At 62.5% G+C, this 25,363-nt stretch carries 22 protein-coding genes; 11 read left to right on the top strand and 11 right to left on the bottom strand.

From position 1 onward, the window contains the following. Positions 1–141 precede the first annotated feature (141 nt). The 5 genes from KBB96_RS15715 to KBB96_RS15695 all read right to left on the bottom strand — a co-directional run bounded on the left by KBB96_RS15715 (position 142) and on the right by KBB96_RS15695 (position 8,334). Positions 142–1,557, bottom strand: a complete 1,416-nt coding sequence (locus KBB96_RS15715) for a M60 family metallopeptidase (RefSeq protein ID WP_211630449.1) — start codon at positions 1,555–1,557, stop codon at positions 142–144. 150 nt (positions 1,558–1,707) lie between these two features. Next, on the bottom strand, positions 1,708–2,436 hold the full coding sequence (locus KBB96_RS15710) for a DUF6209 family protein (RefSeq protein WP_211630448.1): 729 nt from the start codon (positions 2,434–2,436) through the stop codon (positions 1,708–1,710). Between the two features lie 7 nt (positions 2,437–2,443). Further along, complete coding sequence (locus KBB96_RS15705) at positions 2,444–5,290, bottom strand: TIM-barrel domain-containing protein (RefSeq protein WP_211630447.1); 2,847 nt, start codon at positions 5,288–5,290, stop codon at positions 2,444–2,446. Between the two features lie 19 nt (positions 5,291–5,309). Next, positions 5,310–7,079: a hypothetical protein gene (locus tag KBB96_RS15700; protein ID WP_211630446.1), complete on the bottom strand. Its 1,770-nt coding sequence runs from the start codon at positions 7,077–7,079 to the stop codon at positions 5,310–5,312. A gap of 388 nt (positions 7,080–7,467) precedes the next feature. Beyond that, the gene (locus KBB96_RS15695) at positions 7,468–8,334 is read right to left on the bottom strand and encodes a DUF6528 family protein (RefSeq protein ID WP_211630445.1); all 867 of its coding nucleotides are present in this window, start codon (positions 8,332–8,334) and stop codon (positions 7,468–7,470) included. 178 nt (positions 8,335–8,512) lie between these two features. Between KBB96_RS15695 and KBB96_RS15690 the strand changes: the two genes are divergently transcribed. The 7 genes from KBB96_RS15690 to KBB96_RS15660 all read left to right on the top strand — a co-directional run bounded on the left by KBB96_RS15690 (position 8,513) and on the right by KBB96_RS15660 (position 14,176). Next, positions 8,513–9,004, top strand: coding sequence for a Dps family protein (locus tag KBB96_RS15690; protein ID WP_211630444.1), 492 nt, complete (start codon positions 8,513–8,515; stop codon positions 9,002–9,004). A 194-nt stretch (positions 9,005–9,198) separates the two neighbouring features. Further along, positions 9,199–10,578, top strand: coding sequence for a sigma-54-dependent transcriptional regulator (locus tag KBB96_RS15685; RefSeq protein WP_211630443.1), 1,380 nt, complete (start codon positions 9,199–9,201; stop codon positions 10,576–10,578). A gap of 15 nt (positions 10,579–10,593) precedes the next feature. After that, the gene (locus KBB96_RS15680) at positions 10,594–12,435 is read left to right on the top strand and encodes a sensor histidine kinase (protein ID WP_211630442.1); all 1,842 of its coding nucleotides are present in this window, start codon (positions 10,594–10,596) and stop codon (positions 12,433–12,435) included. Beyond that, entirely contained in the window at positions 12,428–13,021 is a 594-nt protein-coding gene (locus tag KBB96_RS15675) for a response regulator (protein WP_211630441.1), read from the top strand. The genes KBB96_RS15680 and KBB96_RS15675 overlap by 8 nt, the downstream gene beginning before the upstream one ends. A 208-nt stretch (positions 13,022–13,229) precedes the next feature. Further along, entirely contained in the window at positions 13,230–13,424 is a 195-nt protein-coding gene (locus tag KBB96_RS15670) for a hypothetical protein (protein WP_211630440.1), read from the top strand. Positions 13,425–13,459: 35 nt separating this feature from the next. Beyond that, entirely contained in the window at positions 13,460–13,651 is a 192-nt protein-coding gene (locus KBB96_RS15665; RefSeq protein WP_211630439.1) for a CsbD family protein, read from the top strand. A 168-nt stretch (positions 13,652–13,819) separates the two neighbouring features. Continuing rightward, positions 13,820–14,176: a hypothetical protein gene (locus KBB96_RS15660; RefSeq protein ID WP_211630438.1), complete on the top strand. Its 357-nt coding sequence runs from the start codon at positions 13,820–13,822 to the stop codon at positions 14,174–14,176. A gap of 65 nt (positions 14,177–14,241) precedes the next feature. Here the strand turns inward: KBB96_RS15660 and KBB96_RS15655 are convergent, their stop codons facing one another. Then, the gene (locus KBB96_RS15655) at positions 14,242–14,412 is read right to left on the bottom strand and encodes a DUF1328 domain-containing protein (protein ID WP_211630437.1); all 171 of its coding nucleotides are present in this window, start codon (positions 14,410–14,412) and stop codon (positions 14,242–14,244) included. A 220-nt stretch (positions 14,413–14,632) separates the two neighbouring features. On the opposite strand from KBB96_RS15655, the gene KBB96_RS15650 reads away from it, so the two are divergent. After that, entirely contained in the window at positions 14,633–15,238 is a 606-nt protein-coding gene (locus KBB96_RS15650) for a GNAT family N-acetyltransferase (RefSeq protein ID WP_211630436.1), read from the top strand. A gap of 192 nt (positions 15,239–15,430) precedes the next feature. Here KBB96_RS15650 and KBB96_RS15645 read toward each other — a convergent pair whose 3' ends face one another. From KBB96_RS15645 to KBB96_RS15635, 3 genes are all read right to left on the bottom strand, one after another. Further along, positions 15,431–18,625 (bottom strand): PVC-type heme-binding CxxCH protein, encoded by a 3,195-nt coding sequence (locus KBB96_RS15645; RefSeq protein ID WP_211630435.1) that lies wholly within the window; start codon positions 18,623–18,625, stop codon positions 15,431–15,433. Positions 18,626–18,725: 100 nt separating this feature from the next. Beyond that, positions 18,726–19,733 (bottom strand): ThuA domain-containing protein, encoded by a 1,008-nt coding sequence (locus KBB96_RS15640; RefSeq protein ID WP_211630434.1) that lies wholly within the window; start codon positions 19,731–19,733, stop codon positions 18,726–18,728. 281 nt (positions 19,734–20,014) lie between these two features. Next, positions 20,015–20,599 (bottom strand): archaemetzincin, encoded by a 585-nt coding sequence (locus KBB96_RS15635; RefSeq protein WP_211630433.1) that lies wholly within the window; start codon positions 20,597–20,599, stop codon positions 20,015–20,017. Between the two features lie 98 nt (positions 20,600–20,697). On the opposite strand from KBB96_RS15635, the gene purE reads away from it, so the two are divergent. From purE to tnpA, 3 genes are all read left to right on the top strand, one after another. Further along, a complete protein-coding gene (gene purE / locus KBB96_RS15630) occupies positions 20,698–21,204 on the top strand; it encodes a 5-(carboxyamino)imidazole ribonucleotide mutase (protein WP_211630432.1) in 507 nt (168 codons plus the stop codon). Next, entirely contained in the window at positions 21,201–22,367 is a 1,167-nt protein-coding gene (locus tag KBB96_RS15625; protein ID WP_211630431.1) for a 5-(carboxyamino)imidazole ribonucleotide synthase, read from the top strand. Before purE ends, KBB96_RS15625 begins: the two co-directional genes overlap by 4 nt. Before the next feature lie 196 nt (positions 22,368–22,563). Continuing rightward, the gene (gene tnpA, locus KBB96_RS15620; RefSeq protein ID WP_211630430.1) at positions 22,564–23,007 is read left to right on the top strand and encodes an IS200/IS605 family transposase; all 444 of its coding nucleotides are present in this window, start codon (positions 22,564–22,566) and stop codon (positions 23,005–23,007) included. A gap of 150 nt (positions 23,008–23,157) precedes the next feature. Here the strand turns inward: tnpA and KBB96_RS15615 are convergent, their stop codons facing one another. After that, positions 23,158–23,955, bottom strand: a complete 798-nt coding sequence (locus KBB96_RS15615; protein ID WP_211630429.1) for an HAD family hydrolase — start codon at positions 23,953–23,955, stop codon at positions 23,158–23,160. 48 nt (positions 23,956–24,003) lie between these two features. Then, entirely contained in the window at positions 24,004–25,332 is a 1,329-nt protein-coding gene (locus tag KBB96_RS15610; protein ID WP_211630428.1) for an OmpA family protein, read from the bottom strand. Between the last annotated feature and the right edge of the window lie 31 nt (positions 25,333–25,363).

Below are 25,363 nucleotides of genomic sequence, written 5' to 3'. Positions count from 1 at the left end.
TCAGGAATGTAGCTGAAAGCTCCGCTTTCAGCATGTATCCGCCAGCTCCAGTTGGCGGTGGCTGACTGGAACTGTGAGCTGCACCCAGCCGGATGACTGGAGCCATCCGGGACAATTCGAAAGCGGAGCTTTCGACTACAATCAAATGGACCCCGTGTCCTGTGTCGCCCTCGGCTGCCCGGGTGCATCGTCCGGGAGATACGAGGGAAGTCGTAGCTTCTTCACGGCTTCCTCGCCCGCCGGAGAGAACTCCGCGCCCCAGGCTTTGAAGAATGGCGTGAGGTCCTTGCGGCTGTTTTTCGAAAGCGCCAGCATCAGGCGGTCCCAGATCGGTTCCGCGCCCTTCGGAGCTTCCGGTGCATCCTTGGCGTGATACTCGTTGATGGTCTTCTTCACCGGTTCCCAGCCGATGCCGTTGATGAGCTGGATCCAGAAGGCGATCGAGAGCGCGTGGTTGCCATTGAGGTTGCTGCCGATCGCGCCGCGCTCCAGCGGTTTCGCGAGCACGGAGCGGTCGAACTTCCACGGATGCCTGGGCTTCTTGCCCTGCACCTGGCTCATCACATAGAGCGGAAAGAGATTGCAGGTGGTCTCGCCCTGGCCCGGAGGGCTCCAGCCGCCCCATTGCTGGTTGTGGCCCATTTCGTGGAAGAATCCCCACAGGCCGTTTTCCAAGGCGGCGAGGTCGGTGGCTTCCTTGCGTTTCGATCCGGCCATGATCGGATAACCGGAGTGCATCGATCCGGCGGAAATGCTCACGTCATAGACGATGCGCTCCACCACCGGCACCGGTGGTCCGGATAGTTCCTGCACGCAGGCCATGCCCTTTTTGTAGAAGGACATCAGCGCGGTCGGGTCCTCCAGCTTGCGCACATCCGCGGACGGCACCGAGAGGGTGAGGGGACCGCAGCTCATCTCGGCGAAGGGGCCGGGATGGTTGCGGATCTTGTCGCGCCATTCGGTCGGGCTGGTCTTGCCGAGCACGAACCACGGCTGTTGCACCACACCGCTGAAGCGCACCGGAATGATCTTGCCGGTTACTTCCTTCGGCACTTCCAGATAGACCGTGCCACCGAAGGGCGAGGCGACCTTGGTTCCGGCGGCATTGAGCGGCCAGGCCTTTGAGATCGAGAACGGGAAGCGTTTCGCCACCGACTTTTTGTTGGCATTATCGCTGTGGCAACCGATGCGGACCTGCACGCCCAGCTTCGCGAAGCTCTCGGGAATCTCCACCGTCACCACTTCACCGGCAGGCGCGTAAAAGCCGGTGGTCACGCGGTCGGTCTTGCCGCGCCAGCGTGGGAAATCGGTATTGAGGTCGAAGCGCTGCTGCTTGAGCCGCACGGCATCCGCAGGCACGGCACCGGGCCAATCGGCGGCGCTGGGATCGGCGTGGATCTGATCCGGCGGCAGGCTGTTCCAATCCGCCACCACCTTCTTCGCTTCCTCCAGTTTCTGCTGGTATTCAGGCGAGTCGACTCCGGCGGCGAATAGCGGCGCAGGACAAACCGCGAGCAACGCGGAGACAAACAGTGAAAGACGACGGGGGTGGCTCATGGCGGAGGTGGGGCCACCCTGAGTAGCTCCACCAAGCCTCCGTGCCAAAACTCCCGCAGCCTGCAAAACTGACGAAATACCTTCGGCAGGCATCCTGCGGGGCACCGGCCGCCCACCACAGGCGGCCGGTGCTGCAGGTCAGTAACCAAATCAATCCGCCAGATACCAGCGGCCTTGATTGTCATCCGTGAACTTGCGATCGCCCACCGTGTAAACGAGGTCGAAGGCTACCGCGGCGGCAACAGGCACCGGGATGCCCTCCGGCGGTGCGCCCCAGCGCTTGTTGCCGTCCTTGGCACCGTCGATGGGAACAAGCTGCATTTCGACGCGGGGGCGGTCCGGGAACGACGGCAGCGTATGCCGCGCCGTGACCGCGGTGACCTGCGGGATGGTGACGATGTCGAGTTCCAGCTTCGACTGCGCCGGGTTTGCCTTGTCCGGCTCCTTCACGGTCGCCTTGACCTCAATGATGTCGTGCAGGGCGAAGCGCAGCCAGTGGTTCTTGTTGTCGTCGCTGTCCCAGTGGGTCTGGCCGTCATCGTGGGCGCAGGAGAACCAAGCTTCGATTTCGTCGGTGCCGACGGGCAGTTCGAACTTGGTTTCCAGCATGTAGCCCTGTCCGGTGGGGCTGGCCATCTCGGCGAGCGGCGCGTCCTGCGGAACAGCCAGCGTTCCTTCCCAGGTCTGGCCGGAAGGATGGAAGCGGAGGTGGGCGTGGATCTCGTGCTTGTCGTCATCGGCCTCGTCCGCGGAGATGAGGCGCAGCGGGTCGTAACGCAGCACGCAGGGTCCGGGGATGAGGTCGCCCTGAACCAGCTCGTGGCCATCCTGGGTGAAGGTGATCTGGGGCCTGCGGCCCTTGCTTTGGCGTGGTTTCATGGTGGGCTCAGTAGGAGGCGACGACGGTGGTGTCGGACTTGTTGTCGAAGATTTTCACGAAGACGACGTTGATGGATTGATTCCAATACCATGCATCGGCGGTGGCGTATTCCAGCGATTGCGGATCGCCCACGTCGGTCAACACGGTGCCGTCGCGGGTGACCTGCTTGGCGCAGGTGATGCTGCCGAGGATGGCAACGTAGATGAACTTCGCACCCGGTGCATAGTTGTCGGTGACGCGGGCGATGCGCACCTGGCGCTGCACCGAGCCGTTCGAGTTCACCGTCTGCTGGTAAACGCGGGACAGGCGGAACTTCCCGGCCTGGGCCTGGGTCGTGATGCCGTCGTCCTGGTAGAGTTCGTAAGCGGCCTCGTCCGTCCAGCGGTCCGGTCCCGGGTAGAAGTTGATCGTCAGCGGATTCTCCGGGAGCTGGCCGACCCACTGCTCCAGATTGGAGAAGGGGAGGATGGCACCGGCGCGGATGTAGATCGGCACCAAAGTCAGGTCCGCATAGTAGTTGCTGATGTAGGTGCCGCCCGGCACCGCCGCCGCGAGCGGGGCGGTGTTGTCGGTGAAGGAATACCAGTCGCTGCCCGCGGGCAGATAGACGCCGCGCACCGGCGAGGTCGGCGGGTTCGCCGTCTCGTGCTGGGTGAGGATCGGCGCGACGAGGAAATCGCCGCCCACGAAGAACTGGTCGTTCAGGTGGCCGTAGACTCCGGTGTCCTGCGGATCATTCAGGAACAGTGGGCGCGCTACCGGCAGGCCGGACTTGGTCCACTGGTACATCGCATCGTACTGCACCTGCATCATGCGGTAGCGCAGCTCCACATACTTGCGGCAGTTCGTCGGCACCGGCTCGCCGTAGGCGAAGGGCTCCTGGAACTGCTTGTTGTAGCCGTCGTAGTGGTTGCGGTACCACGGCAGGAAGGCGCCGAGCTGCATCCAGCGGGTGAGCAGCTCGTAGTTGGTGATGCCGCCGACGATCGAGCCACCGATCACGCTCGACTGCGTGGTGGTGCCGGAACCGGTGGCGAAGCCGCCGATGTCGCAGCCGCTGATCGGCACGCCCGACATGCCGAGGTTCAGGACTTCCGGCAGGTTGATGCTGAGGAAATCCCAGCTCGAGGCTGAGTCACCCGTCCACAGTCCGGCATAGCGCTGCATGCCGGCGTAGCCGCCGCGGGCGATGATGAAGTTGCGGGTGTTCGGGCGCAGCGTGTTGATGCCGTTCCAGGTGCCGTTGAGCAGGTTGTTGACGTAGGAATTGTGGAGCTGGGCGTTCGGCAGGTAGTTCACCGTGATGGTGCCGTCCGCGGCCGTGGCTTCCTGCGCCATCATCAGGTTCTGCGGGAACGTTTTATAGTATTCGTTTTCCGGCGGAAGGTTCGGGTCGATAGCCGGGCAGGTCATGTCCTGCCAGATCATGTCGAGGCCGAGGTCGTCGATGAGGTGCTGGTATTGCTGGCCCCATTTCTCGCGAACCGCGGCGAGGCCGAAGTCCGGGTAGTTTCCCGGCGCGGCCAGCGGCATCAGGCCGTTGCGGTTGAACTGGAGCGGCGGCGAAGGATACGGGTTGTTGCCGCGGTTGTTGCCGTAGTTCACACCGCCTTCGTAGAGATCCGGCGACTCGCCGTCCTGATAGCGGCTGTCGTAGATGAGCGCGTTTGCGGCGATCAGGTTGTCACGCTGGGTGTAGGGGGCTTTGACACCCTCCTGGTTCAGCGGGTTGTCCGTGATGATCGGCGTGATGTTGGTGCTCATCTTGAAGCCGATGCCGTGGAGATCGCTGAACAGCTCCTGGGCGTTCGGGAACTTCATCTCGCTGTGCGTGAACGTCCGGTAGTTGTCCTGGAAGTCCACGTCGATGTGCAGGCCGTCGCAGGGAATGCGCGCGCCGCGGTAGGAGTTCGCGGCGGCCGCCAGCTTGTAGCGGTCGTAGTAACCATAGGCGCCCTGGTGAAGACCGAAGACGTAGCGCGGCGGCATCGGGCTGCGGCCGGTGAGCGTGGTGTACTGCTGGAGGATGTCCGGCACCGCGCTGCCCGCGAAGAAGTAGTAGTCGAGCTCGTTGTAGAGCGCGCCCATGTAGTACTTCCCGGTCATGTCCGAGTAGTCGTTCGAGGCGATGTTCGCGAACGTCTGCGCCGGGTTGTCCAGGAACACGCCGGTGGCGAAGCCCGCGCCGCTGAAGGCACCGGACGGGAACGGATTGAACTCCACCAGCACCGGGATCGAGCAATACAGCGGCTCGGTCGGATTCAGCGGACCCGGATCGCCGAGCGCCGGGCCGTTGTAGGTGAAGTTGTCGAAGTTGAAGAACGTGTAGGTGAAATTGTTCTTCGTGATCTGGCTGCCCGCCTTCTCGCCGAGGCCGTAGTAGCCCGCGCCCGGAGGCGTGGTCTTCATCACGGCGATCACCTGCTGGTTGGGAATGTAGAGCACGCCCTGGCCCGGTGCGTCCTGATGGATGAGCTGGCCGTTGCGCAGCACCTGCACCGCGAACGGTGCGAGACCGATCTGGATGGTGATCGAGCCGGTCTCGATGACGAGAAGGCCCGGATTCACCAGACTGTGCGTGACGTTGAGACCAGTGAGGCCGAGGTCGCGGCTGACGACCGCGGTGGAGGTTTCGGCATTGTAGGTCGCACCGCTGGCCGGATTGAAGCGCAGGCGGTAGGCGGTGGGGCCGAGGATCTGGATGACCAGCGAGCGCGAGCCGAAGACGAACGTGAAATTCTGTCCGCTCGCGTCCGCCGACCAACTGTCGATGTTGCCAACGCTGCTCCAGCCCGGATTGTTCGGGGTGAAGCCGTTGACGGGGACGAAAGGAAAACTATTGCTACTACTCATGGGGTAGAAAGGGTGGGGGTCAGTTGGCGGGGCACACCTTCTGGGAATTGGGAATGATGTAATCGGTGAGTTGGGTCACATCCGTGCCCTCGTAGGGAGCGGACTGGGCGCGGAGCTGGAGCAGCCAGCTGTAGTCGGCGTTTCCGGTCACACCGCGGCTCGCATTCTTGCCGAACATCGGCACGCGGTAGTTTTTCCCGTCGATGGTCTGAACGAGGTACTTGCCGTTGTTGTCCTTTTTGAAGCCGATGCAGGCACCGGCGGAGAAGTGGCAGCCCGCGCAGCTTTCGGTGGCGAAGACGGTGGACGGATCGGCCAGCAAGCCGGGGGGCAGGCGGTCATCCTCGGCCAGTGGTCCGGCCGGTTGGTTGCCGTTCTGGAAGAAGGTCTCCATCGTGGTGTTCACGAGATGGACCGGCGTCACCTTGCCCGGGATCTTGAAGAGGATCGACTCCGGCGAGGATGGCAGCAGGCGGCCGTCCGGCTGGGCGGCGACGCCGTTCGGGAAGGCCGGGAACGGCGGATCGACCGGCCACTGGGTGCCGATGAGCTCGTAGTACTGGAACACGGAGCCCATGCTTTTCAGAAGGCCGCGCACCTGTTCGTTCAGGTTGTTGGTGGCCTTCGGGATCGGCAGCACCATCAGCGTCTGTGTCGGGTCGGTGGTCTTCGACTCATCCCAGGTGGTGTAGAGTGTCTTGCCGTCGTCCTGACCGGTGGCGGGGTTGTATTGCTTCACCGGACCCGCGTTCTTCGGCGCGAGGATGTTCACCGGTTTGACGAAGTTATCGACGTTGAAGAAGTTCGGGCGCAGCGGCTTGCCTTTGCTGTTCCGCTCCAGGTCGTTGACGGTGGTGTTGTCCACCTGCTCGAAGGTCGCCCACGTCCATGTTGGCGAGGACTCGGTGCGCACCGAGATGTGCATGCCCACGAGGCCGAAGTCGGCTTCGAAGGGCTTGCCGCTGAGCGGGATCACGCGGGCGTGGCGGATGAAGAAGCGCGAGCGGTCGTCCTTGTCGCTCATCTGCTTCCACGCCATCTTGATTTCCGTGGCACCGCGCTTGGTGGTGCCTTGGTTGGAGGGGAACTCGATCTTGTTCTTGGCGGTGAAAGCGGCCTGGCCTTCGAGATTGTAGAGCTTGTTCTGGACGAGGTAGTCGAATTCGGTCTGGTTGAGCGCCACTTGGTAGCGGACCCACTTTCCTTCCTGGTCGATCATCGGACCGGTGAAGGCCTGGAGGCTCTCATCGAGCAGCGGCTGGTGGAGGCCGCCCGGCTTGTTCGGCTCGTCCGGCGGCATACCCACGCCCATGCCGCTCATCCAGAAGGCGCGGTTCTTCCAGCTTGCCTCCACGGCGTCCTTCCATGTTTTCGGCGCGGCACCGTCCTCGCGGAAGACCTCGCTGATTTCCACGAAGCGTTCCCACACGCGGGGCGCGGTGTTGTCTGCGGGAGTCTTGACCTTGTCCGGAGCACCGTCGGGAAGGGCGGGCCAGTTCAGGGCAATGAAGGACTGCCAGGCGAAGATGTCGAACAAGCGCTGCGCGGTCGGCACGTTGTCGTCCGGGATGGTGTACGGCGGATTCGGCTTGGCCGGGGTGTCGGAAAGCGCGCGCAGCTTTGGGATGTCGACGTCATACGGCAGGTCGGAGCTCAGCGGCGTCGGATAGGCGGCTACTGTCGGAGCGCCTGCAGCGGGAGCGTAGCGCTCTTCCGGTGCGGCATGGGCGGCCGTTAAAAGCGGCGCCAGCGCCAGCAGCCACGCACGGCGTGGGGTGGGAAATGTCATGGTTCGGTTGGGGTGTGGTTTCTAGCAGGGGACGGCGTGATAAGCGCGGGGTATGCCATGATGAAGCAAAAAGGCATATCATTTGGTTATGATGAAATGGCCGATTTTGTCACCTCATGACAACTTCACACGTTTATCCATTGAGCCACACATGCTTGAAAGTACGGGCCATCGCGAGCGGAGGTGTGAAACACAACCGACACATGACGAATACTGTTAGATAATATGATTCAGGCCTCAGTCATATTCATGGCCGGAGTTGCCGGGAGCTTCATTGCATGTCATTCCGGGAAACGCTCTGGCACCCGGAGGTGCCATGAAAGCATGCTCCGCCCCATGCGCCTCATTTCCGGCGCGGCTTGATCCGGCAATCAGGCGGACATCCGCCTCACGGCTCCGCGAGCCAGCGACCCTTGTAGAGCTTTTCCCCCTCCATCCGGATCTTCTGGTCCGGATTCAGCAGTTCGAAGGATTCATTCCACCAATTCCTGCCATCGGCTTGGTTCATAAAGACGCGGCCGTTGCCGGGGTGGATGTCGATGCACTTCACCTGAATCCGGTCCTTCCATTCCGGATGAGGCCGGATCACGGACTCGTCCCGGTTGAAGAGCCACACGTGCTTCGCGGTGGTGAGCACCAGATCCGCGGAGCCCGGCACCGGACGCAGGTCATGTCCGTTGTCGTCGGGCAGCGGCGTGGTTTTCTCCATCACCAGCGAGGGAGTCTCCGTGTCCCAATCCTTCAGTGAATAGGTCCGCAGTTCCGTGAGGCCGAGTGCGAACAGCCGCTGGCGCTTTTCATCCCAGACCAAGCCATGCGCCGAGACCAAAGGCGTGTCCCACAGCACCTTGTCGCCGTGCTTGAGATCGAAGAGCACCAGCTTGTTCCCTCCCACCGAGGAGGCGACAAGGATGCGGTCGCCGGGCAGCCATTCGATCGAGTGGGCGTTCGCCACCTTCGCCGACCACACGGCCTTGCCACCCGGTAGCTCCAACAGCGCGCACCCGCCGCCCGAGGATGAAACCAGCAACCGCTTGCCGCCATCCAATGGCTTGCACTCGTCGGTGGTGCCGAAGCTCTTCACCAGCGTGGCGGGAATTTCAGGATGATCCTTTGCCTTCCACGACCAGATCTTGGCAGGCGTCCCAGCGGCGGGATCGATCATGAAGATTTCATCCCAACCGCATAGCACGAGCTTTTCGGCGGCGGTGGCGGTCCAAGACAGGGCCAGAAAGGCAAGCAGCAGGCGTTTCATAGGAGCGGACCGGATACGGAGCTTCCCGCCTGGTTCGTGCAGAACGTCATACGCGGAGTTGCAGCATGCACGGAAACCCTCTTTCCATCTTTTATAAAGTGTTTGCTATAAAGGTGTCGTGTCGATTGCTGTGGTGGAACATCCGGTGCTTGGAGGGGGACAACCCTATCCCGAAACCATGAGCACCATTCTAAAAGAAACCGTGAAGATCGGCCTCTCAAAAGACTCACGTCAGAAGGGGGCCGATGTTCTCGCCGCCATCCTCGCCAACCAGCACGTCCTCTATATGAAGACGCGCAACTTCCACTGGAACCTGACCGGTTTCCGGTTCAAGACGCTCCACACTTTTTTTGAGGAGCAATACGAGGCGCTCGCCAAGGCGATCGACCAGACCGCCGAGCGTATGCGCATGCTGGGCGCGGTGGCTCCTGGATCGATGGCGGAGATGCTGAAAGCTGCCACGCTGGCCGAGCGGCCTGGCGCACTGATCGATGGAGAGGAAGCCCTGAAGCTGCTTCATGCCGACCATGAGACCGTCATCCGGGATCTCCGCGAGGCCATCGACACCTTCGATGAGAAATGTCACGACGTGGGAACGGCGGATTTCCTGACAGGCTTGATCCGCGCCCACGAAAATCTCGCATGGATGCTCCGCAGCTTCATTGAGTAACCGCCCCGTAACGAATCGTTCCTTGAAGTCGGCTTCAACAATGATGCAAAATGCACCAATGCTGAAGCCGGTTTGCATTTCGCACTGGAATGGTGGCCGATTTTGTTCTGATGTCGATCAAGCAATCCCTTGATTCCTAGTCACTCCATACGAAATCCGGCCACTGGCATGAAGGCTGATAAGAGAATTTCCCAATGGACATTCTTATCGTAGACGATGAGCGCTCGGTGCGACAGGCGATCACATTCGCCCTGGAGGCGGAGGACCACTACGTCGAATCGGCGGAGGATGGCGCCACCGCGCTGAAGCGCGTGAAGGAGGCTTCGTTCCAGCTGGTGTTCCTTGACCTCCGGTTGGGTGCCGAGGACGGGCTGGACGTGCTCAAGAAGATTCTCGAGATCAAACCCGATCAACTGGTGGTCATGTTCACCGCCCATGCGTCGATCCAGACCGCGGTGAAAGCCACCCAGCTCGGGGCGTTCGACTTCCTGGAGAAGCCCTTCCTGCCTGAGCAGGTCCGGGCCATTCTGGTGAAGGCGGACAAGGCCCTCCGCACCCAGGGGGAGGTCCGGGAGCTCAAGCAGACGGTGGTGGCGCTGAAGAGCGAGGTGAAGTCGGACCGCGTGCCGCTCCACTTCGATTCCGAGGACCAGTTGACGAAGGACGCGATCGACATCCTGTTCCGCGCGGCCGGCACGCCGGCTTCGGTACTCATTCTCGGGGAAAGCGGCACCGGGAAGAGCGTGATCGCCCGCGAGGTACACGAGCGCAGCCTGCTCCGTGACAAGCCGCTGGTGACGATCAGTTGCCCCAGCCTTTCGAAGGAATTGCTGGAAAGCGAACTCTTCGGCCACGTCCGTGGCGCGTTCACCGGCGCGGTGAAGGACAAGACCGGCAAGGTGGCCACTGCCGATGGCGGCACGCTGTTCCTCGATGAGATCGGCGAACTGCCGATGGAGATCCAGTCGAAGCTGCTGCGTCTGCTCCAGGAGCGCGAATACGAACGGGTGGGGGACAACAAGACTTTCAAGGCCAACGTCCGCGTCATCGCCGCGACCAACCGCGATCTCAAACAGTGCGTCGTGGAGGGCACATTCCGTGAGGACCTCTATTACCGTCTCAACGTGATCGCGGTGACCATTCCGCCGCTCCGCGAACGCAAGCGCGACCTCAAGCAGTTCGCCAAGCGTTACCTCGATCACTTCTCGAAGCAGATCGGCCGCGCCTATGATGGCATCGATGGGACCGGCTGGGATGCGATCCTCCGCCACGGCTGGCCGGGCAACCTGCGCGAACTCCGCAATGCGATCGAGCGTGCGGTGATCCTGGCACGCGGCAAAACCATTTCGGCCGTCGATCTTCCGGCCCCCACCCTTGTCACCGGCACCAACGGTTCCGCCAATGGCTCTCCGGATGGCGTGAAGGTGGGTGACCAGGTGAAGCTCGACGATCTGGAGGCGGCCCACATCCGCAGCGTGTTGAGCTGGGCCCCCAGCCTCCAGGAAGCCGCCGAGATCCTCGGCATCGACAAGGCCACCCTCTACCGCAAACGCAAGCGGCTGGATCTCGACTGATTGATTCCGTCCCTGATGCTACGCCAACGTCTGCTCCTCGCACTCAGCGCCCTCGTCATCCTTCTCCTCGGAGTAGGAACGGCGGGGTTGTTGCTGTTGCGCGGAGCCTCGACGGAGTTCGACACCAAGCTCAGGAAGTCGATCAGTCTTCTCAATGCGGAGAAGCAGCTTCGGATCGAAACCTCGTCCATCAACAGCCGTTACGTCGCCCCCCTCGGGTTCGCCTTCGCGCGGGTGCCGGAACGGAAGTCCTATGACGATCACGCGAAGCTGCTGAGGGAATCGCTCAAGGTGCTTCAGGATGCCCAGAGCGATGATGGTACGGATGGGGCGGTGCGCCAGCTCACCACGGCGTGTGAGGAGTACCTGGAGTTCTACGAGAATTTCTTCGCCCGCTACCCGACCGAACAGCAGACGCGTGCGGAAGCCTTGCAGAATGTTTCCCGCCTGACCCAGAAGATCACGGACGCGTCGCAGATCGTCGGAAAGCTGTACGAGCAACAGCTCAAGAACACGACGACGAACCTCCGCAACCGTTCGGCGGACAGCAATTTTTTCGTCTTCTTCCTGATGTTGCTCGGCGTGTTCATCGCCGTGCTCATCTACTTCCACCTTGCGCGCGCGATCGTGGATCCGGTGGTGAGCCTCGCGCATTCGATCCAGGAAGTGAAACGCGGCAACTTCGAGCTGAGCCTGCCGGAGCCCGCGGTTCAGAACGAACTCTCGTCGTTGATTCCGGCGTTCAATGACATGGCAGGCGAACTCCGCCAGCGCCGCCGCGAGACGGACGAGCGCCTGCTGCACACCAACCTCCAGAACCGTGCCATCCTCACGGCCATTCCGGTGCCGGTATTCGTGTTGCGCGAGGATTCCTGTATCGACCAGCTCAATCCGGCGGCGGAAGTGCTTCAGGCACGGCTCGGTGTCGTGGGCCGCCTGCCCGCCGGCTTGCAATCCCTTTTCGAGGACTGCGTGCGCCACCGCCGCAATTATCTGCCGGATGATATCCGCGAGGCGGCCCTCTTCCGCATCGATGAGGAGGAGCATTATTTCCTGCCCCGCATCTTCCGCTTTTCCGCGGAGCAGGGGGATGGCGTGTGGTGGGCGGTGCTGCTGATGGATGTCACCCGCTTCCGCTGGTTGGACGAGATGAAGACCAATCTGCTCGCCACGGTCAGCCACGAGATCAAAACCCCGCTCACCGGCATCCGCATGGTGCTGCACCTCCTGTTGGAAGGCCGCACCGGCGGACTCACCCCGATCCAGCAGAACATGGTGGGATCCGCCCGCGACGATTGCGAGCGGCTGCTTGTCACCCTGAAGCGTCTTCTCGATCTGGTCCGGGTTGAAAGTGGTGCCAGCCAGCTCCAGCTCCGCCCGATGGATATCATGGAGTCGGTGGAACGTGCCCGCCAGCTTTTCACCAGTCTCGCCGTGGAACGCGAATGCGAGATCGTGGTGGAGAAGGAGGATGAATTGCCGATGGTCAACGGTGATTCCGTCCGTCTGGACGAGGTGGTTCAGAACCTGCTTTCCAACGCCCTCAAACATGGCCCGAAGGGGCAGCCGGTGACGGTGCGGCTCACCTCGCGCCCGGACGGGCGTTTTGTGCGCATGTCGGTGATCGACCAGGGGCCTGGCATTCCAGAGGAACTCCGCGGGCGCATCTTCGACAAGTTTTTCCGCATTTCCAATTCCAAGGACAAGGCGGATGGTGTCGGATTGGGATTGTCGATTTCCCGCGAGATCGTATTGGCCCATGATGGCCGCATCGGGCTGGTCGATCGTGAGGACGGCTTCACCGAGTTCCACGTCGATCTGCCGATGGCCCACTACCAGGAGCAAGAACATGAGTGAATCCGGTCAGCACCGATCCATTCTCATCGTGGACGACGAGCCCACGCTGCGGATGGCATTCTCCCTTGCGCTGGCCGATGAACACACCCGGGTGGAGGAAGCGGTGGACGGCGCGCAGGCCCTCCTGAAGCTGTCCGAGCGGGCATTCGACCTGGTGCTGATGGATCTCCGCATGCCTCTCCTCAGCGGCTTGGAAGCGGTGGCGCGGCTGCGGGCTCGTGGCAATCATTGCCCGGTCATCCTGTGCAGCGCGTACCTCACGGTGGATGACGCCCTGCTCGCGCTGCGATATGGAGTCGTGGATTTCCTGGCGAAACCGGTCGAGCTCACACGGTTGAGAGAGGTGGTGAATGGCGTCCTTCTTCCCGGCTCGGGACCGATGTGGAATGCGCTGGATCGTGCGAGGCGGATGGAATTCCATGAGGCGCTTGCGACGCTTCTTCCGGTCGTCGCCGAGGACGAGGAGATCCGGATCTGGCTGGAGACATTCCGCTGGCTGGCCTCTCCGGACCAGCAGCAGCCGGGCGGCTTCTTCGACGCCTCCGTCGGGCGGGCCCGGGTGGAGCGGCTGGTTCTGGCCTCCTGATACGGGATGCAACGTGCATCTGCCTTTTGGGAAGGCGTTGCACAGTGCTCCGAGAGGGTTGGTGTTCGAGATGGGGGATGGGTTGGTAGTCTGTTGATAATAAGAGTATTGGGATGGTTTTTGGCGATTGGCATCCCCATTGCGACAGGAATCTCCGAACCGGAAGCGACGGCGTCGCCGCCGGGATTTCCACCCACCATCCATCACCATGAGACACCGACTGCTTCTGGCCTTCTGCATCTTCCCGTTTTTCGTCCCGCTTGTATCCTGTGAAAAGAAGGGCCCTGCCGAAAGAACCGGCGAGAAACTCGACAAGGCGGTGGAGGAGGTGAAGGACGCCGTCGATCCGAAGGGACCGGCCGAAAAGGCGGGGGAGAAGGTGGACAAGGCACTCGGCAAATAGTTTCCAACCAGCACCGAAACCAACCCCTGACAGTCATGAACAAGCAACAAATCAAAGGCGGCTGGAACGTCCTGAAAGGGCGTCTCAAAAAGGCATATGCCGATCTCACGGATGACGATCTCAAGCATGCCGAGGGCAACCTCGACGAGCTGGTAGGCATCATCCAGCAGCGCGTCGGCCGCCGTCAGGAGGAAATCCGCCGCGAGGTGGAGGACATGCTTGGCTGACACCGGCGACGTTCCTTCCGAATGAAGGCAAAACGGCACGGGTGACCTCACCCGTGCCGTTTTGTCTTCACTGGAAAACTGCCAACTTGTGCGCGGAGGCTCTATCGGCTAGAATGGAACGCTTGGCTCCGGATTCCGGAACCGGCTCCCAATTCAACCGACACCGACATGAGATTCCCGATCAACCAGCGCACCGGCTCCCTCGCCCAGCGGGTCAGGGAAGATTTCCGCCTCCTTTCCGCCGATACGAAGCATCTGCTCCGCCAGGCGCTCACGGATGAACTCCCCGCCGCACGGCAGCGCATCATGCGCCGCGCTTCAGACGGCCTGGGCCGCAGTCGTGCATGGCTGGCATCCGGTTCACAAAATATCCGGAAGGACCAGCGCACGCCTTACGTTCTCGGAGCCATTGGCGTGGCCGCGCTCGCCGGAGTGGCATATCTGGCCTGGCAGAAATTCAGCAACGGCGGCGGCACGGGCCGCGGCCTCGTTGACTTCGATGGCATCCCCGTCGAGGAGGATTGAGCGCGCTGCGATTGCCAGTCCCGGGGCGTGCATGCTCCGGGAGGCTGCTTCGTATCCTCGTTTCTTCAAGGGGTCTTTCCCTGCAAGGCCCGGCTGACGGCGGAGACGATCAGGAGCACGAGAAAGGCGAGAAAGAGACACTTGGCAATCAGCGCGGCGGTCCCCGCGAGGGAGATGAAGCCGAGCAGTCCCGCAATGACGGCGAGGATCAGAAAGAGCAATGACCAACTGAGCATGGCGGTAAGGTGGGTTGACAGTGTTGTCCAGCACGCGCCGCGCCGTAGGTTTGTTGATCCGCAAGTGATGGGAAATGAATGGATTGCGTCGAGTTTCCGGAGTGGGTCGGGTGTTCCTGTCATGCAATCTGCCTCCGGGCGGTCATGGCTTGGGTGAGGATTGCATCCATGGTCGCAAATTGACCGGCGACAAATCCGCCTCCCCGGCGCATCCTCCGCCATGCCCGGGCCGCATCTTCCTCTGGAACTCGTCCTACGGGATGGCACCCCGGTGCGGGTGCGTCCCTTGGACGGTGGTGACCGCGATTACGTGGCCGAGGCCTACCGCCGCCTCTCGCCGGAAGCCCGCTATCACCGCTTCTGGACGGTTACCGGCGAGATCGGGGGAAAGATGCTCGACCGGCTTCTCAACGAGGATCCGGGCAATCACGAGATCTGGTGCGTGTACGATCCTTCCCGTACTTTCACGCCGCTTGGTGCGGCGAGCTGGTGGCGGAGCAAAACGGAGCCGGAAGAGGCCGAGTTTTCCGTGACCGTGCTGGATGACGAGCAGAACCGCGGCATTGCCACGCTGTTGCTCGCGATCCTCTGGCTGACGTCCTTCAGGAATGGCATCACCAGCCTCGTGGGCAATGTCATGCCGGAGAATCTGACCGCTTGTGCATGGATGCGGCGCACCGGAGCCTCCGGACACTGGGATGGCTACATGAACACCTTCCGCTGGCAGCTGGAGGATCTCGATGCCATCCCGCCCACGCGCGCGGGCATGGAGCTGGCGGAATGGCTGGCCAAGCTGGCTCCGGGTTTGCTGGCTGGGGGGAGCTAGCCTGAATCGACATTCATTTTGCTTTGGATGGGGAGCATCCAGAGAAGACGGTTGAATGTCGATTCGGCTGGGGCCGCCCTCCAAATCCGGAAGCCGGGTTCAAGCCGCCTGATCCAAGGCGATGCAAAAATCCCAAGCCGGACAGGCTTGGGATCATGCGGTTCAGGAAATGGCGTGTCGGGTCGCGAGCCGTTAGAACGGATGCTGCTTGAGCAGTTCCTCCACCGTGTAGAAGCCGACCTTGTCCTTGGTTTCAGCACGGACCTTGGCCACGGTCTCCGGCTTCACCGCGGGAGCGGAGTTGCCGAAGCTGTTGCGGACATAGGTGAGCACGCCGGCCAGTTCATCATCCTTGAGCAGGGCCTCGAAGGGGGTCATCGGCGGCACGCCGTTCTTCGGGTCATAGGTCTTGCCATGGACGGTGATGGGCCCCCACACGCCTTTGAGCACGATCTTGATCAGGCGCGTTTCATCGCCGGTCACATACTCGCTCTTGGCGAGCGGCGGATAGGTCGTGTCGCCCATGCCGTTCGGCTGGTGGCAGGTGGAGCAGTGGACATCGCGCTGATAGACCTCCTTGCCCAGACGGTAGAGCGCCAGTTCGGCGGGCGGCAGCTTCGGTTCGGGCTCGGCAATTTCGGCCGGTCCGGCTTCGAGTTTCAATTTTCCGGCCAGGAAGTCCTTGGTCTTCGGCTTTGAGGCGAGATCCAGCTTGCCGTTCTTGGCCAGGGATTCGAAATCCTCCTTCAATGTGATCAGGCACGCTTGGTAGGCCTTGGTCATCCAGGAATCGAGTGGCCGCTCGAGCGCTTCAGAAGCAATCTTTGCTCCATCCTCGTTGTTCAGCCACGAGGCGGCGACCATGGCGGCGAGACGCACGCGCGGATGAGGATCCACCGCGGCCTTCATCAACAGAGCGGTGTGATCGGGCAGGTAGCGGAATGAAAAGCGGATCACGTCCACCGCGGCGGCACGGGCTTGCGGCGACTTCGCCTCCAGGCAGCGCACCAGCAGATCGTGGTCGATCTTCTCAAAGCCCCAGGTCGTCCACAGGGCTTCGCAGAGCCGGTGGTCGTACTCCGGCGAGTTCTTGTCGAGGGATGCCACCCACTTGGTGACTTCCGGCAGCACTTCCTCCGGCTTGTGGCCGCGCAGTTCGCGGCGGGCGCGGTAGCGGGTGCGGTACTCCGGCTCCTCCAGATCCTTGAGAAGCTGGGTCACGCTCGCGCCGGCGACGGGCACCGGCTTCACCAGCGGGCGGGAGGGATAGGTCACGCGATAGATGCGGCCGTGGTCGTGGTCGCGGTTGGGATCGCGCGCCGAGTGCTGCATGTGGCCGATGAGCGCGTTGTGCCAGTCGAGCACGTAGAGCGAGCCGTCCGGCGCGAACTCCATGTCACAGGGGCGGAAGTTCGGATCATTGGAGGAGATCAGGTCCATGCGCTGCTTGCCTGAGAAGCCGGAGCCATCCTCCTTGATGTCCCACACGGTGGTGCCGAGGAAGCCGATGACATTGTTCACCATGTAGCTGCCCTGCAGTTCATCCGGGAAATGGCGGGACGAGATGAACTCCGCTCCGGAGGTCGGCCGCGAGCGCTTCGGCGCGAATTCGGCGGTCTTGCCGGTCTGCACGCTGTAGGGGACCTTCGGCGAGAGCGGCAGGCCCCACCAGTTCTGGCCCGGCGAGGCATCCGCGATGAAGCACTGGTCCCACTTGTCGAAGGCAATGCCCCAGGGATTGGCGAAGTCCACCTGGCTGTAGCGGTCGAGCCGCTGGTTGCGCGGATTGAAGCGCCACACGCCGGCATAGAGGCCGCGTTCCGGACCATAGGCGGTTTCCACGTTGGTGTGCAGGAAGGTGCCCTCCGGCATGTAAACCGAACCGGAAGCATCCGCGGAGAAGGCGTTGATCGAGTGGTGCGAGTCGTGGGAGTCGAATCCTTCCAGCACCAGCTCGCGCTTGTCGGCCTTGCCATCGCCATCGGTGTCGCGCAGCAGCATCAGGTTCGGCTCCTGTGCCACATAGACGCCTTCCGGGGCGAACTCGAAACCGATCGGCAGATGCAGATGATCGGCGAAGACGGTCTCCTTGTCGGCCTTGCCGTCGCCATTGGTGTCCTCGTAGATCAGCAGCTTGTCATCCGGCAGCGCATCGCCCGGACGATAGCCGGGGTAGGACGGCATGGTGGCGATCCACAGCCGGCCCTTGTTGTCGAAGCTCATCTGCATCGGCTTGCTGAGATTCGGGAAGCGCTCTTCGGAGGCGAAGAGCTCGATCTTGAATCCCGGTGCCATCTTGAAGGAGGAGAGGGCGTCGTTGCCGGTCTTGTAAACGATCTTGCCGGGGAAGTTCGTCGCGACCGGGTCGAGCTTGCGGGTGTTGGCGTCCGCGGTTTTCAGGTCGTAGGTCCTGCCCAGGGCCATTTCCCACACCGCCTTGTCGCGGTTGGTGGTCATCTGCCGGATCTTTTCGATTTCCTGAGGGTAGTTCACCACGCCGTACGGTGCGCGGCGGCGGCCATACACGTGTACGCCGTTCACGATGCGGTAGTCGTTCCGCCAGAACCATCCCTTGTCCACGACGGCCTGTCGCAGGGCTTCAGGCTTGGCCTTCGAAGGAATGCCCGCGGGACCATAGAGGGCTTCCGCGAGGATCGGGGCGAGAAAGCGGTCTCCGTCATCGGTGGGGAGGAATCCGTTCGTCGTCAGCGTGGTGCCCGGCTTGAGCTGGGGATTGCGGGTGGGGGTGAAGAGATCGACAAAGCCCACCTTGCGCTTCTCCGCCACCTTGCGCATCGCTTCGGTGTAGAGGGCGAGATTGGCATTCTCCGCCTTGCCGTTCGGCAGGTCCTTGGTGGCGGAGAGGTCCTCGAAGGCGATCGGAGAGACCAGCACGAGCTGGGGGGCGGAGCTGCCGTTGTATTTCTGGGACAGCGTGTGACTGATGAAGGCGTCCAGCTCGGCGGCATAGTTCACCACGCCATCCGGGCCGTCGAACGACTCGTTGTAGCCGAAGAACGCGAGGATGGTGTCCGCCTTGCACAGTGTCAGCCATTCATCCGGGGAAGGCTCGATGCCATCGCCACGGTGGGCCTTGTATTCGGGATGGAAGTTCTCCGCACCCGGGAAGGCCCACTGTGTTTTCCGGCCCGCACGCGGACGGAAGCCCGGCGTGTCCCCCGGGAAGCCCATGTTGCGCACGACGAGCTGGCGGTCCGGATAGCGGAGATGCAGCAGCGTTTCGAAGTAGCCGTCGTACTGGGAACGCTCGGCGAGACCGCCACCGATGAGGACGATGTGCGTGTCCTTGGCCGGAGATGGCAGGGCCGCGCCGGAGGCCTGGCCGGCGAGGGCGCAGAGCGCGAGGGAAAGAGCGAGGGACTTCATGCGATAGTCTGCAATAGAGGGAAAAAAGAACAAACGGAGCCGCCCTCCGGGACGCGGATCCCGGAGGGCGATGAAAACTGTCGTGCGCGGGAAAACCGGATCAGCGGGTGGCCGGGGCGTGAGCGGCGGGCATCACGTCCTTCTTGAACCCGTTGAAGCCGTAGGGAAGTGGTTCGTAGGTGCCGACCGGAGTGACGTCTGCCTTGTCCGGCACCTTGAGGCCGAGACCCCAGAAGACACCGTTCACCACCAGTCGGCGCAGGCCTTCGCTGCGCAGGTCGGTGCCGGCGCCCATCGTGGTGCAGAGGATGCGGTTGGTCTTGCCCGCGTCGTTCTTCACCTCACGGGTCCAGGCGACCGGCATCATCGGGTCGTTGATCTTCTGCTCGGCGCCTTTGGCGGTCTTTTTGGAATAGTCGGCCGGTTCGTCGGTGGGATTCATGCCCTTCAGCACCTGGCCGCGCAGCAGGATGGTGGCATCGGCGGGTGGAGCGGCTTCGTAAACGTCGCTGTCGCCGAAGACATCGGTCACACCGTTGAGCACCGGGTTCTTGGCATTGGCGGCTTCGATCACGCCGCGGGTGGCTTCGGACTTGTGCTTGCCCCAGTGGGACACCCACTGCTCGCCGAGCACGCGCTTGCCGAAACTATTATAAGTCTCGTAGGTGCTGCCCTTCGGGAGCTGGAAGGCGTGGGTGGAGGTGCGCAGGCCCACCACCGGCACGCCGCGCTTGATCGCCGCATCGAAGTGCTTCATCGCGTCATCCGGCCACTTGCGGAAGCGGATCAGCATCACGATGGCATCCGCCGAATCGAGCGCTTCCGGGTTCGTCAGATTGCTGCCCGCGTTCGGGTCGATCTTGCCATCGGCACCGGTGGAGAAAAGGACCGTGCATTGGAAACCCTGGCGCTCGGACAGGATCTTCGCGAACATCGGCATCGAATCCTCGGAGCGGTACTCTTCGTCGCCCGCGATCAGGACGATCTTCTTGCCCGCGCCCGGACCTTTGCCGGCGGGATAGCTCACCGAGCCGGTGGCGTCGGCATGGGCGGGGACGAGGGTCGCGAGCGCCAACGCCGGAGCTGCAAAAAAAGTCAGGGCTTTCATGTGTGGGATTGTGGGGATTCTTGTGAGTTTGTGAGGTTTTCTTTGTTTGTTCGCCATTACCCGGGGCTTTTCAATGTTCTTTCACGGCAAACTTGCGTTTTTCCGGGCCAAAACATGGGAGAGGCAGGGCAAGGTAGAGGTTAGAAAAGATCAAATACCGTCATTGTGTGGAGAGTTTTCAATCGGTGGAAAATTCTGCAATTAAAATCAATTTGGAAGAATTTTGCGCCTCTCCACGACTGGGAAATATGTCCGTGGATCGCCATGTTGGACTTGCCGCATTACTTGTGCGCCAGCGGCAGTCTGGCCGCGCAGTCCGGGCAGGGTCGGTCGCTCTCCGCGTCCACCGTGGCGATTTTCCCGGCACCGTCGTTCATGAAGCAGCCCGCGTTCGGGCAGTGGTCGAGGCCGAAGGTGTGGCCGAGTTCGTGGATGGATACCTTGGCGAGGCGGCTTTGGAACACCGGCTCCGAGGCCTTTCCCGCATGCAGCCGGTGGGTGGATACCACGCAGGCGCGTCCGCCCAACTGGCCGAGGCCGAAGATGCCCCAGTCCGCGATCTCGCCCTTGCGGGTGGAGATGTCCTGCGTGGTGAGGCCGATGACCTTGGTGAATCCGGTGTTGGTTTCACGGTCCAGGAAATCGAGCAGCTTGTCCGCCTTGTAGCGCTCGCGGGGCTCGTAGTAGGCCTCCTTCGGCAGCGGCTTGGCCGGGAGCACCTCCACCTTCACGGCATAGAGGGCGAGGATGCCCGCCTTCACCTTTTCCACCTGCACGCCAGGCATCTTGCCGAAGGGCTGGATCGCGACGGTTGGTTCGACCGCAGAGAGTGGCGCGGTCATGGCGATGACCGACAGGAAAAGCATTTTGACCATGACACCATGGGCGCGCGAGTGCCGTCCGCTGTCAAGCGCCCGCTGCCTCCGCCATTGACGCGCCGGGCATTTCCTCCCCACGCTCCCGCATGAGCGACGCTCCGCAGGTCGGAATCATCATGGGCAGCACGTCGGATTGGCCGACGATGGAGAACGCCGCACGCACGCTGGAGGAATTCGGCGTGGCGTGGGAGGCGGAAGTGGTCAGCGCCCACCGCACGCCCGCGAAGCTGTATTCCTACGCCGAGTCCGCCCGCGGCCGCGGCATCAAGACGATCATCGCCGGAGCCGGTGGTGCCGCCCACCTGCCGGGCATGACCGCCGCGATCACGGATCTGCCGGTGCTGGGCGTACCGGTGGAATCGAAGACGCTCAAGGGTGTCGATTCGCTGCTTTCGATCGTGCAGATGCCCGCGGGCATCCCCACCGCCACCTTCGCCATCGGCAAGGCCGGTGCGGTGAATGCCGCCCTCTTCGCTGTGGCGATACTCGCCAACGAGTCCGAGGAACTGGCCGCCAAGCTCGCTGAATTCCGCGCCCGCCAGACCTCGCAGGTCCAGGGCGCGAAACTCCCGCCCCTTTCCTTGGACGCATGAGCGGTTCGCTTCCCACTCCCACCAGTCCGGATTTTACGCTCGGCATTCTTGGCGCGGGTCAGCTCGGTCGCATGCTGGCGTTGGCCGCACGGCGGATGAACGTCCGCACCGTGGTATGGACCGGTGGCCTTGAAGCCCCGGCGGTGGAGCTGGCGAACCACGTCATCGACCTGCCTTTCGATTCCTTGGAAGGGCGCGAGCAGTTCTGCGAACTGGCCACTCTGGCCACAGTCGAGTTTGAGAATATCCCGCGCGGCACGCTCGATGCCGTCGCCGGATGCATGCCGCTGCATCCCTCTCCGGATGCCATCGCCATCTGCCAGAACCGCGAGCGCGAGAAGGGCTTCCTTCGTCACAATGGCATTCCATGCACATGGTTTGCCGTGGTGGCTTCCGCTGAAGAGCTGGCCGCCGCATTGAAGGAGCTGAATGGCCCCGGCGTGCTGAAGACCGCCGCCTTCGGCTACGATGGCAAGGGACAGCTCAAGTTGAATGGCGGCGAGGATGCGGCCGCCGTGTGGGCGGACTTCGGATCCGACCGCGCCATTCTCGAGGCGTGGGTGCCTTTTGAATTGGAGCTTTCCGTCATGGTCGCCCGTGGTGCCGATGGCTCGATGGTGACCTACGATCCGGCGGAGAACCGCCATCGTCATCACATCCTCGATGTGTCGATCGTGCCGGCGCGTGTTTCCGAAGAGGTTGCCGCGCGTGCCCAACAGATCGCCCGCCAGGTGGCGGAGGCTCTCGACTACCGCGGCATCCTTGGCGTGGAGTTCTTTCTCCTGCCGGATGGCACACTGCTGGTGAATGAAATGGCCCCGCGTCCGCACAACTCCGGCCACCACACGATCGACGCGTGTGCCACCAGCCAGTTCGAGCAACAGCTTCGGGCGGTATGTGGGTTGGCGCTGGGTTCGACGCGTTTGCTCTCACCGGTGGTGATGCTGAATCTGCTCGGCGATTTCTGGCCGGATGAAACCGTGCAGCCGGACTGGACGCCGTTGTTCGAAGATGGCGAGGCGTTCCTGCATCTCTACGGCAAGCGCCGCGCCATCGGCCGCCGCAAGATGGGCCATGCGAATCTGTTAGGACCCACCGCCGAAGACGCCCTCGCCCGCGCCGAAGCCTTCAAGGCGAAGTGGCTGCTGGTGTCGGGGAGGTGAGTGGTGGAGCGCTTCGCCCGATTGCGGGCGAGGCTGCCTTTGCACGGATGTGGCTCTTTTGGTCCGCAGGCCTCTCCCGACCTCGAAGAGGTCGTAGATCATAGCCGGAGTGTCGCGAAGCGACCTCCGGACCCACGTGGTTTTTATTTCATTCGACCCCGGAGGGGTCGCAGAATGTGGACTTGTCAGCCCGGTCATGTCCACCTTCTCCAGCCTGAACGTCCATGTCGTGTTCTCCACCAAGAACCGGGAGCCGCATATCATGCCCACGTGGCGCGAGCGTTTTCATGGTTACATGGGAGGAAGCTTGAAATCCATGGGCGCCACCCCCGTTGCCATTGGCGGCACCTTCGACCACGTTCATCTGCTGATTGGAATCAAGCCCTCGACCAATCTTTCGGATACAATTCGTGAACTCAAAAAGGCGTCCACCAAGTGGGTGCATGATGAAATCCGTATGGGTGCCTACCGTTGGCAGGAAGGCTATGGTGCATTTTCCGTCAGCCCGGGAAATTTGGAAACCGTCGCCGAATACATCAGAGGACAGGAGGAGCATCATCGCATCCGGTCTTTCAGTGAAGAATTTGAATCCATGCTGAGAAAGGCGGGGATCCCATACGATCCGAAGCACCTGGATTGAGCCGCCCGTGCGACCCCTCCGGGGTCGAGACAATATTAAAGGACGACACCATCCGGAGGTCGCTGCGCGACGCTCCGGCTATGATCTACGACCTCTTCGAGGTCGGAAGAAATCCTATGGGCCGAAAGAAATCGGCAGGACAGAGGCTCATCACTCCCCGAAGAAATGCCCCAGAGCCTCCACGGCTCCCTCGCCGTGGCCCGCTTTGCAAACATATCCGCCCAGCGCGCGCACGTGGCCCCGCAGCTCCTCCACCGAATTCGCCGGGCAGGCGATCATGCCGGTGTTCGCCGGATCGAGCATCTCGAAATCGTTGTGGCTGTCCCCGATCGCGAAGCGCCGTTCCACCGGCACACCGTAACGCGACGCCACTTCCGCCAAACTACTACCTTTCTGGTAGTTCTTGTGGCCGAAGCGCAGGTAGATCGAGTTCCGCTGCCAGCCGAGGTCCGGAATGTCCCCGGCCAGTTCGATCACCCGCGGCATGATCCACTCCATGTCCTCCTCGCGGCGGGCGATGAGGCCGGCGGGCTCGCCTTCCATCTCCAGCCACTCGGCGCCGGTGTGGTGCAGCACCTCCTCGCGGATCTTCGCCAGCACCTTGCGGTGTTTTTTGAACAGCGTGTGGATGTCCTTCGCGCAGCGTTTGTTCCATTTCTCGTCCGGCACCCATCGGCCGAACTTGTTCGGGAAATAAAGCTCCCGCTCGCGCGCCACCAGATAGTCGGGCAGCACCGGACACCGCGCATCCACCAGGCCCTCCAGCGCGTAGGGCATCGAGCGGCCGGTGTTCAGTCCCCACACCGCGCCATGCGTCTCACGCAGCCGCCGGACCGTCCCGAAGAACTCCGCGGGCACGGTCGGCACCGCGGATGGATCGTGAAGCGTGCCGTCGAAGTCGAACGACAACACCACCGAAACCTTCGCGAGCGGAGCGGGAACCTGCATGCCCGCTCCTAACCGGGGCATGGCCCACCCGCAACTCCAGGCAGGCAACTATTCCTCCACCGGCTCGGCACGCGGCACGGTGGCACGCGGCGGTGGCGTTTCCTCCACGGGTTGGGCACGGGGCGGCCTGGCTTCCTCGACCGGCTTGGCGCGGGGCGCGGCAGGCGGTTGCAGATCTTCCACGGGGACCGCCCGGGCGGGCTTCACGAGAATGGCCTTCGGCGGTGCGGGGGCCGGGGCGGGATTCGGCATCTCGTTCACTGCCGAGGAGCTCGGCCTGGGAGCGTCCGGCGGCAGCGTCTTGCGCATCTTGATCTCCACGCGGCGGTTCGCCGCCTGTTCCTCCTTGGTGCCGCTGGTCACGCGCGGCTGTTGTTTGCCGAAGCCGCGGGTGATGACGCGCTTCGGATCGATCCGCAGCGATTTCACCAGATACTCCTTCACCGCCTCCGCACGGCGCTGGGACAGGGCGTAGTTGAATTCATCCCCGCCGATGAGATCGGTATAGCCTTCGATCCAGCAATACAGCCCGGGGTTCATGTCGATCAGCGTGCCCAGTTTCAGCAGGCCGACGCGGGCGCTCTGGCGGAGCTCCGAGCTGTTGTATTCGAAGAGCAGGTCGCCCGGCAGCACGGTGGTCTTGCCGACCAGCACATTGGACGGCATCCCGAGGGCTTCTTCCAGGGAGCCCTCCAGGGTGCCATGCACGGCCTTGCCACCCGCTCCCTTTTTCAAGAGATCGTCCACCACGCTGGTGTCGAGTTCATCGGCCTTCAGGCTGCCGCGGTCGATCACCACCTGGCCATCGGCGGCGGAGGGCATGAGACTTTCCGTGCGGCCGAAATCCGGCAGATCGAGATTCAACTCGGGCCCCTTGATCGGTTCGGTGGTGGACCCATTCGGATCGCCGGAGGCCGCCGGGTTGCCTCCGGTCTTGGCGTTGACCACCAGCTCCTTGACGTCCGGGCGCATCTCCAGTTCGGGGTCCTTCGGCAGCTTGTCGAGGATCTCCATCTCATCGACCAGCTTCTTGAGATCCTGGGGCGGGTTCACCGCCGTTGGTTCCGGGGCGATGTCCGGGAGATCGGGCGGGGTGGTCTCGACCGGATTGAGCTTCACCCGCTCCGTCTTGAGTTCCACGGGCGGATCGAGCCGCAGGCTGAACTTCATGTGGTTCAGCGTGAGGAAGGCGATCAGGTGCAGGACCAGTGAAAGGATGATCCCGGCGGTGGCCCAACGTCCGAGCCGGTCCGAGCTGGGCAACCGCCAGTTCGGGGATTCTTGGGGTTCCTGCCATGTTGGTCCACCGGGCACGGCGGCACTATACGTCACGGTTTTGCCATGACAATCACCACGCTCGGTCTTCCCGATTGGCATTTTCCGTGCTATCAGGAGCTACGTATTTCCC

The organism is Luteolibacter ambystomatis (assembly GCF_018137965.1).
GTDB lineage: Bacteria > Verrucomicrobiota > Verrucomicrobiia > Verrucomicrobiales > Akkermansiaceae > Luteolibacter > Luteolibacter ambystomatis.
The sequence above is the reverse complement of the archived record's forward strand: the minus strand, read 5'-3'. Positions and strand labels throughout refer to the sequence as shown.

Bases quoted from the DNA above. Each gene is read 5' to 3' on its own strand.
- KBB96_RS15715 (WP_211630449.1), bottom strand. From the start codon at position 1,557: ATGAGCCACCCCCGTCGTCTTTCACTGTTTGTCTCCGCGTTGCTCGCG.
- KBB96_RS15710 (WP_211630448.1), bottom strand. From the start codon at position 2,436: ATGAAACCACGCCAAAGCAAGGGCCGCAGGCCCCAGATCACCTTCACC.
- KBB96_RS15705 (WP_211630447.1), bottom strand. From the start codon at position 5,290: ATGAGTAGTAGCAATAGTTTTCCTTTCGTCCCCGTCAACGGCTTCACC.
- KBB96_RS15700 (WP_211630446.1), bottom strand. From the start codon at position 7,079: ATGACATTTCCCACCCCACGCCGTGCGTGGCTGCTGGCGCTGGCGCCG.
- KBB96_RS15695 (WP_211630445.1), bottom strand. From the start codon at position 8,334: ATGAAACGCCTGCTGCTTGCCTTTCTGGCCCTGTCTTGGACCGCCACC.
- KBB96_RS15690 (WP_211630444.1), top strand. From the start codon at position 8,513: ATGAGCACCATTCTAAAAGAAACCGTGAAGATCGGCCTCTCAAAAGAC.
- KBB96_RS15685 (WP_211630443.1), top strand. From the start codon at position 9,199: ATGGACATTCTTATCGTAGACGATGAGCGCTCGGTGCGACAGGCGATC.
- KBB96_RS15680 (WP_211630442.1), top strand. From the start codon at position 10,594: ATGCTACGCCAACGTCTGCTCCTCGCACTCAGCGCCCTCGTCATCCTT.
- KBB96_RS15675 (WP_211630441.1), top strand. From the start codon at position 12,428: ATGAGTGAATCCGGTCAGCACCGATCCATTCTCATCGTGGACGACGAG.
- KBB96_RS15670 (WP_211630440.1), top strand. From the start codon at position 13,230: ATGAGACACCGACTGCTTCTGGCCTTCTGCATCTTCCCGTTTTTCGTC.
- KBB96_RS15665 (WP_211630439.1), top strand. From the start codon at position 13,460: ATGAACAAGCAACAAATCAAAGGCGGCTGGAACGTCCTGAAAGGGCGT.
- KBB96_RS15660 (WP_211630438.1), top strand. From the start codon at position 13,820: ATGAGATTCCCGATCAACCAGCGCACCGGCTCCCTCGCCCAGCGGGTC.
- KBB96_RS15655 (WP_211630437.1), bottom strand. From the start codon at position 14,412: ATGCTCAGTTGGTCATTGCTCTTTCTGATCCTCGCCGTCATTGCGGGA.
- KBB96_RS15650 (WP_211630436.1), top strand. From the start codon at position 14,633: ATGCCCGGGCCGCATCTTCCTCTGGAACTCGTCCTACGGGATGGCACC.
- KBB96_RS15645 (WP_211630435.1), bottom strand. From the start codon at position 18,625: ATGAAGTCCCTCGCTCTTTCCCTCGCGCTCTGCGCCCTCGCCGGCCAG.
- KBB96_RS15640 (WP_211630434.1), bottom strand. From the start codon at position 19,733: ATGAAAGCCCTGACTTTTTTTGCAGCTCCGGCGTTGGCGCTCGCGACC.
- KBB96_RS15635 (WP_211630433.1), bottom strand. From the start codon at position 20,599: ATGCTTTTCCTGTCGGTCATCGCCATGACCGCGCCACTCTCTGCGGTC.
- purE (WP_211630432.1), top strand. From the start codon at position 20,698: ATGAGCGACGCTCCGCAGGTCGGAATCATCATGGGCAGCACGTCGGAT.
- KBB96_RS15625 (WP_211630431.1), top strand. From the start codon at position 21,201: ATGAGCGGTTCGCTTCCCACTCCCACCAGTCCGGATTTTACGCTCGGC.
- tnpA (WP_211630430.1), top strand. From the start codon at position 22,564: ATGTCCACCTTCTCCAGCCTGAACGTCCATGTCGTGTTCTCCACCAAG.
- KBB96_RS15615 (WP_211630429.1), bottom strand. From the start codon at position 23,955: ATGCAGGTTCCCGCTCCGCTCGCGAAGGTTTCGGTGGTGTTGTCGTTC.
- KBB96_RS15610 (WP_211630428.1), bottom strand. From the start codon at position 25,332: ATGCCAATCGGGAAGACCGAGCGTGGTGATTGTCATGGCAAAACCGTG.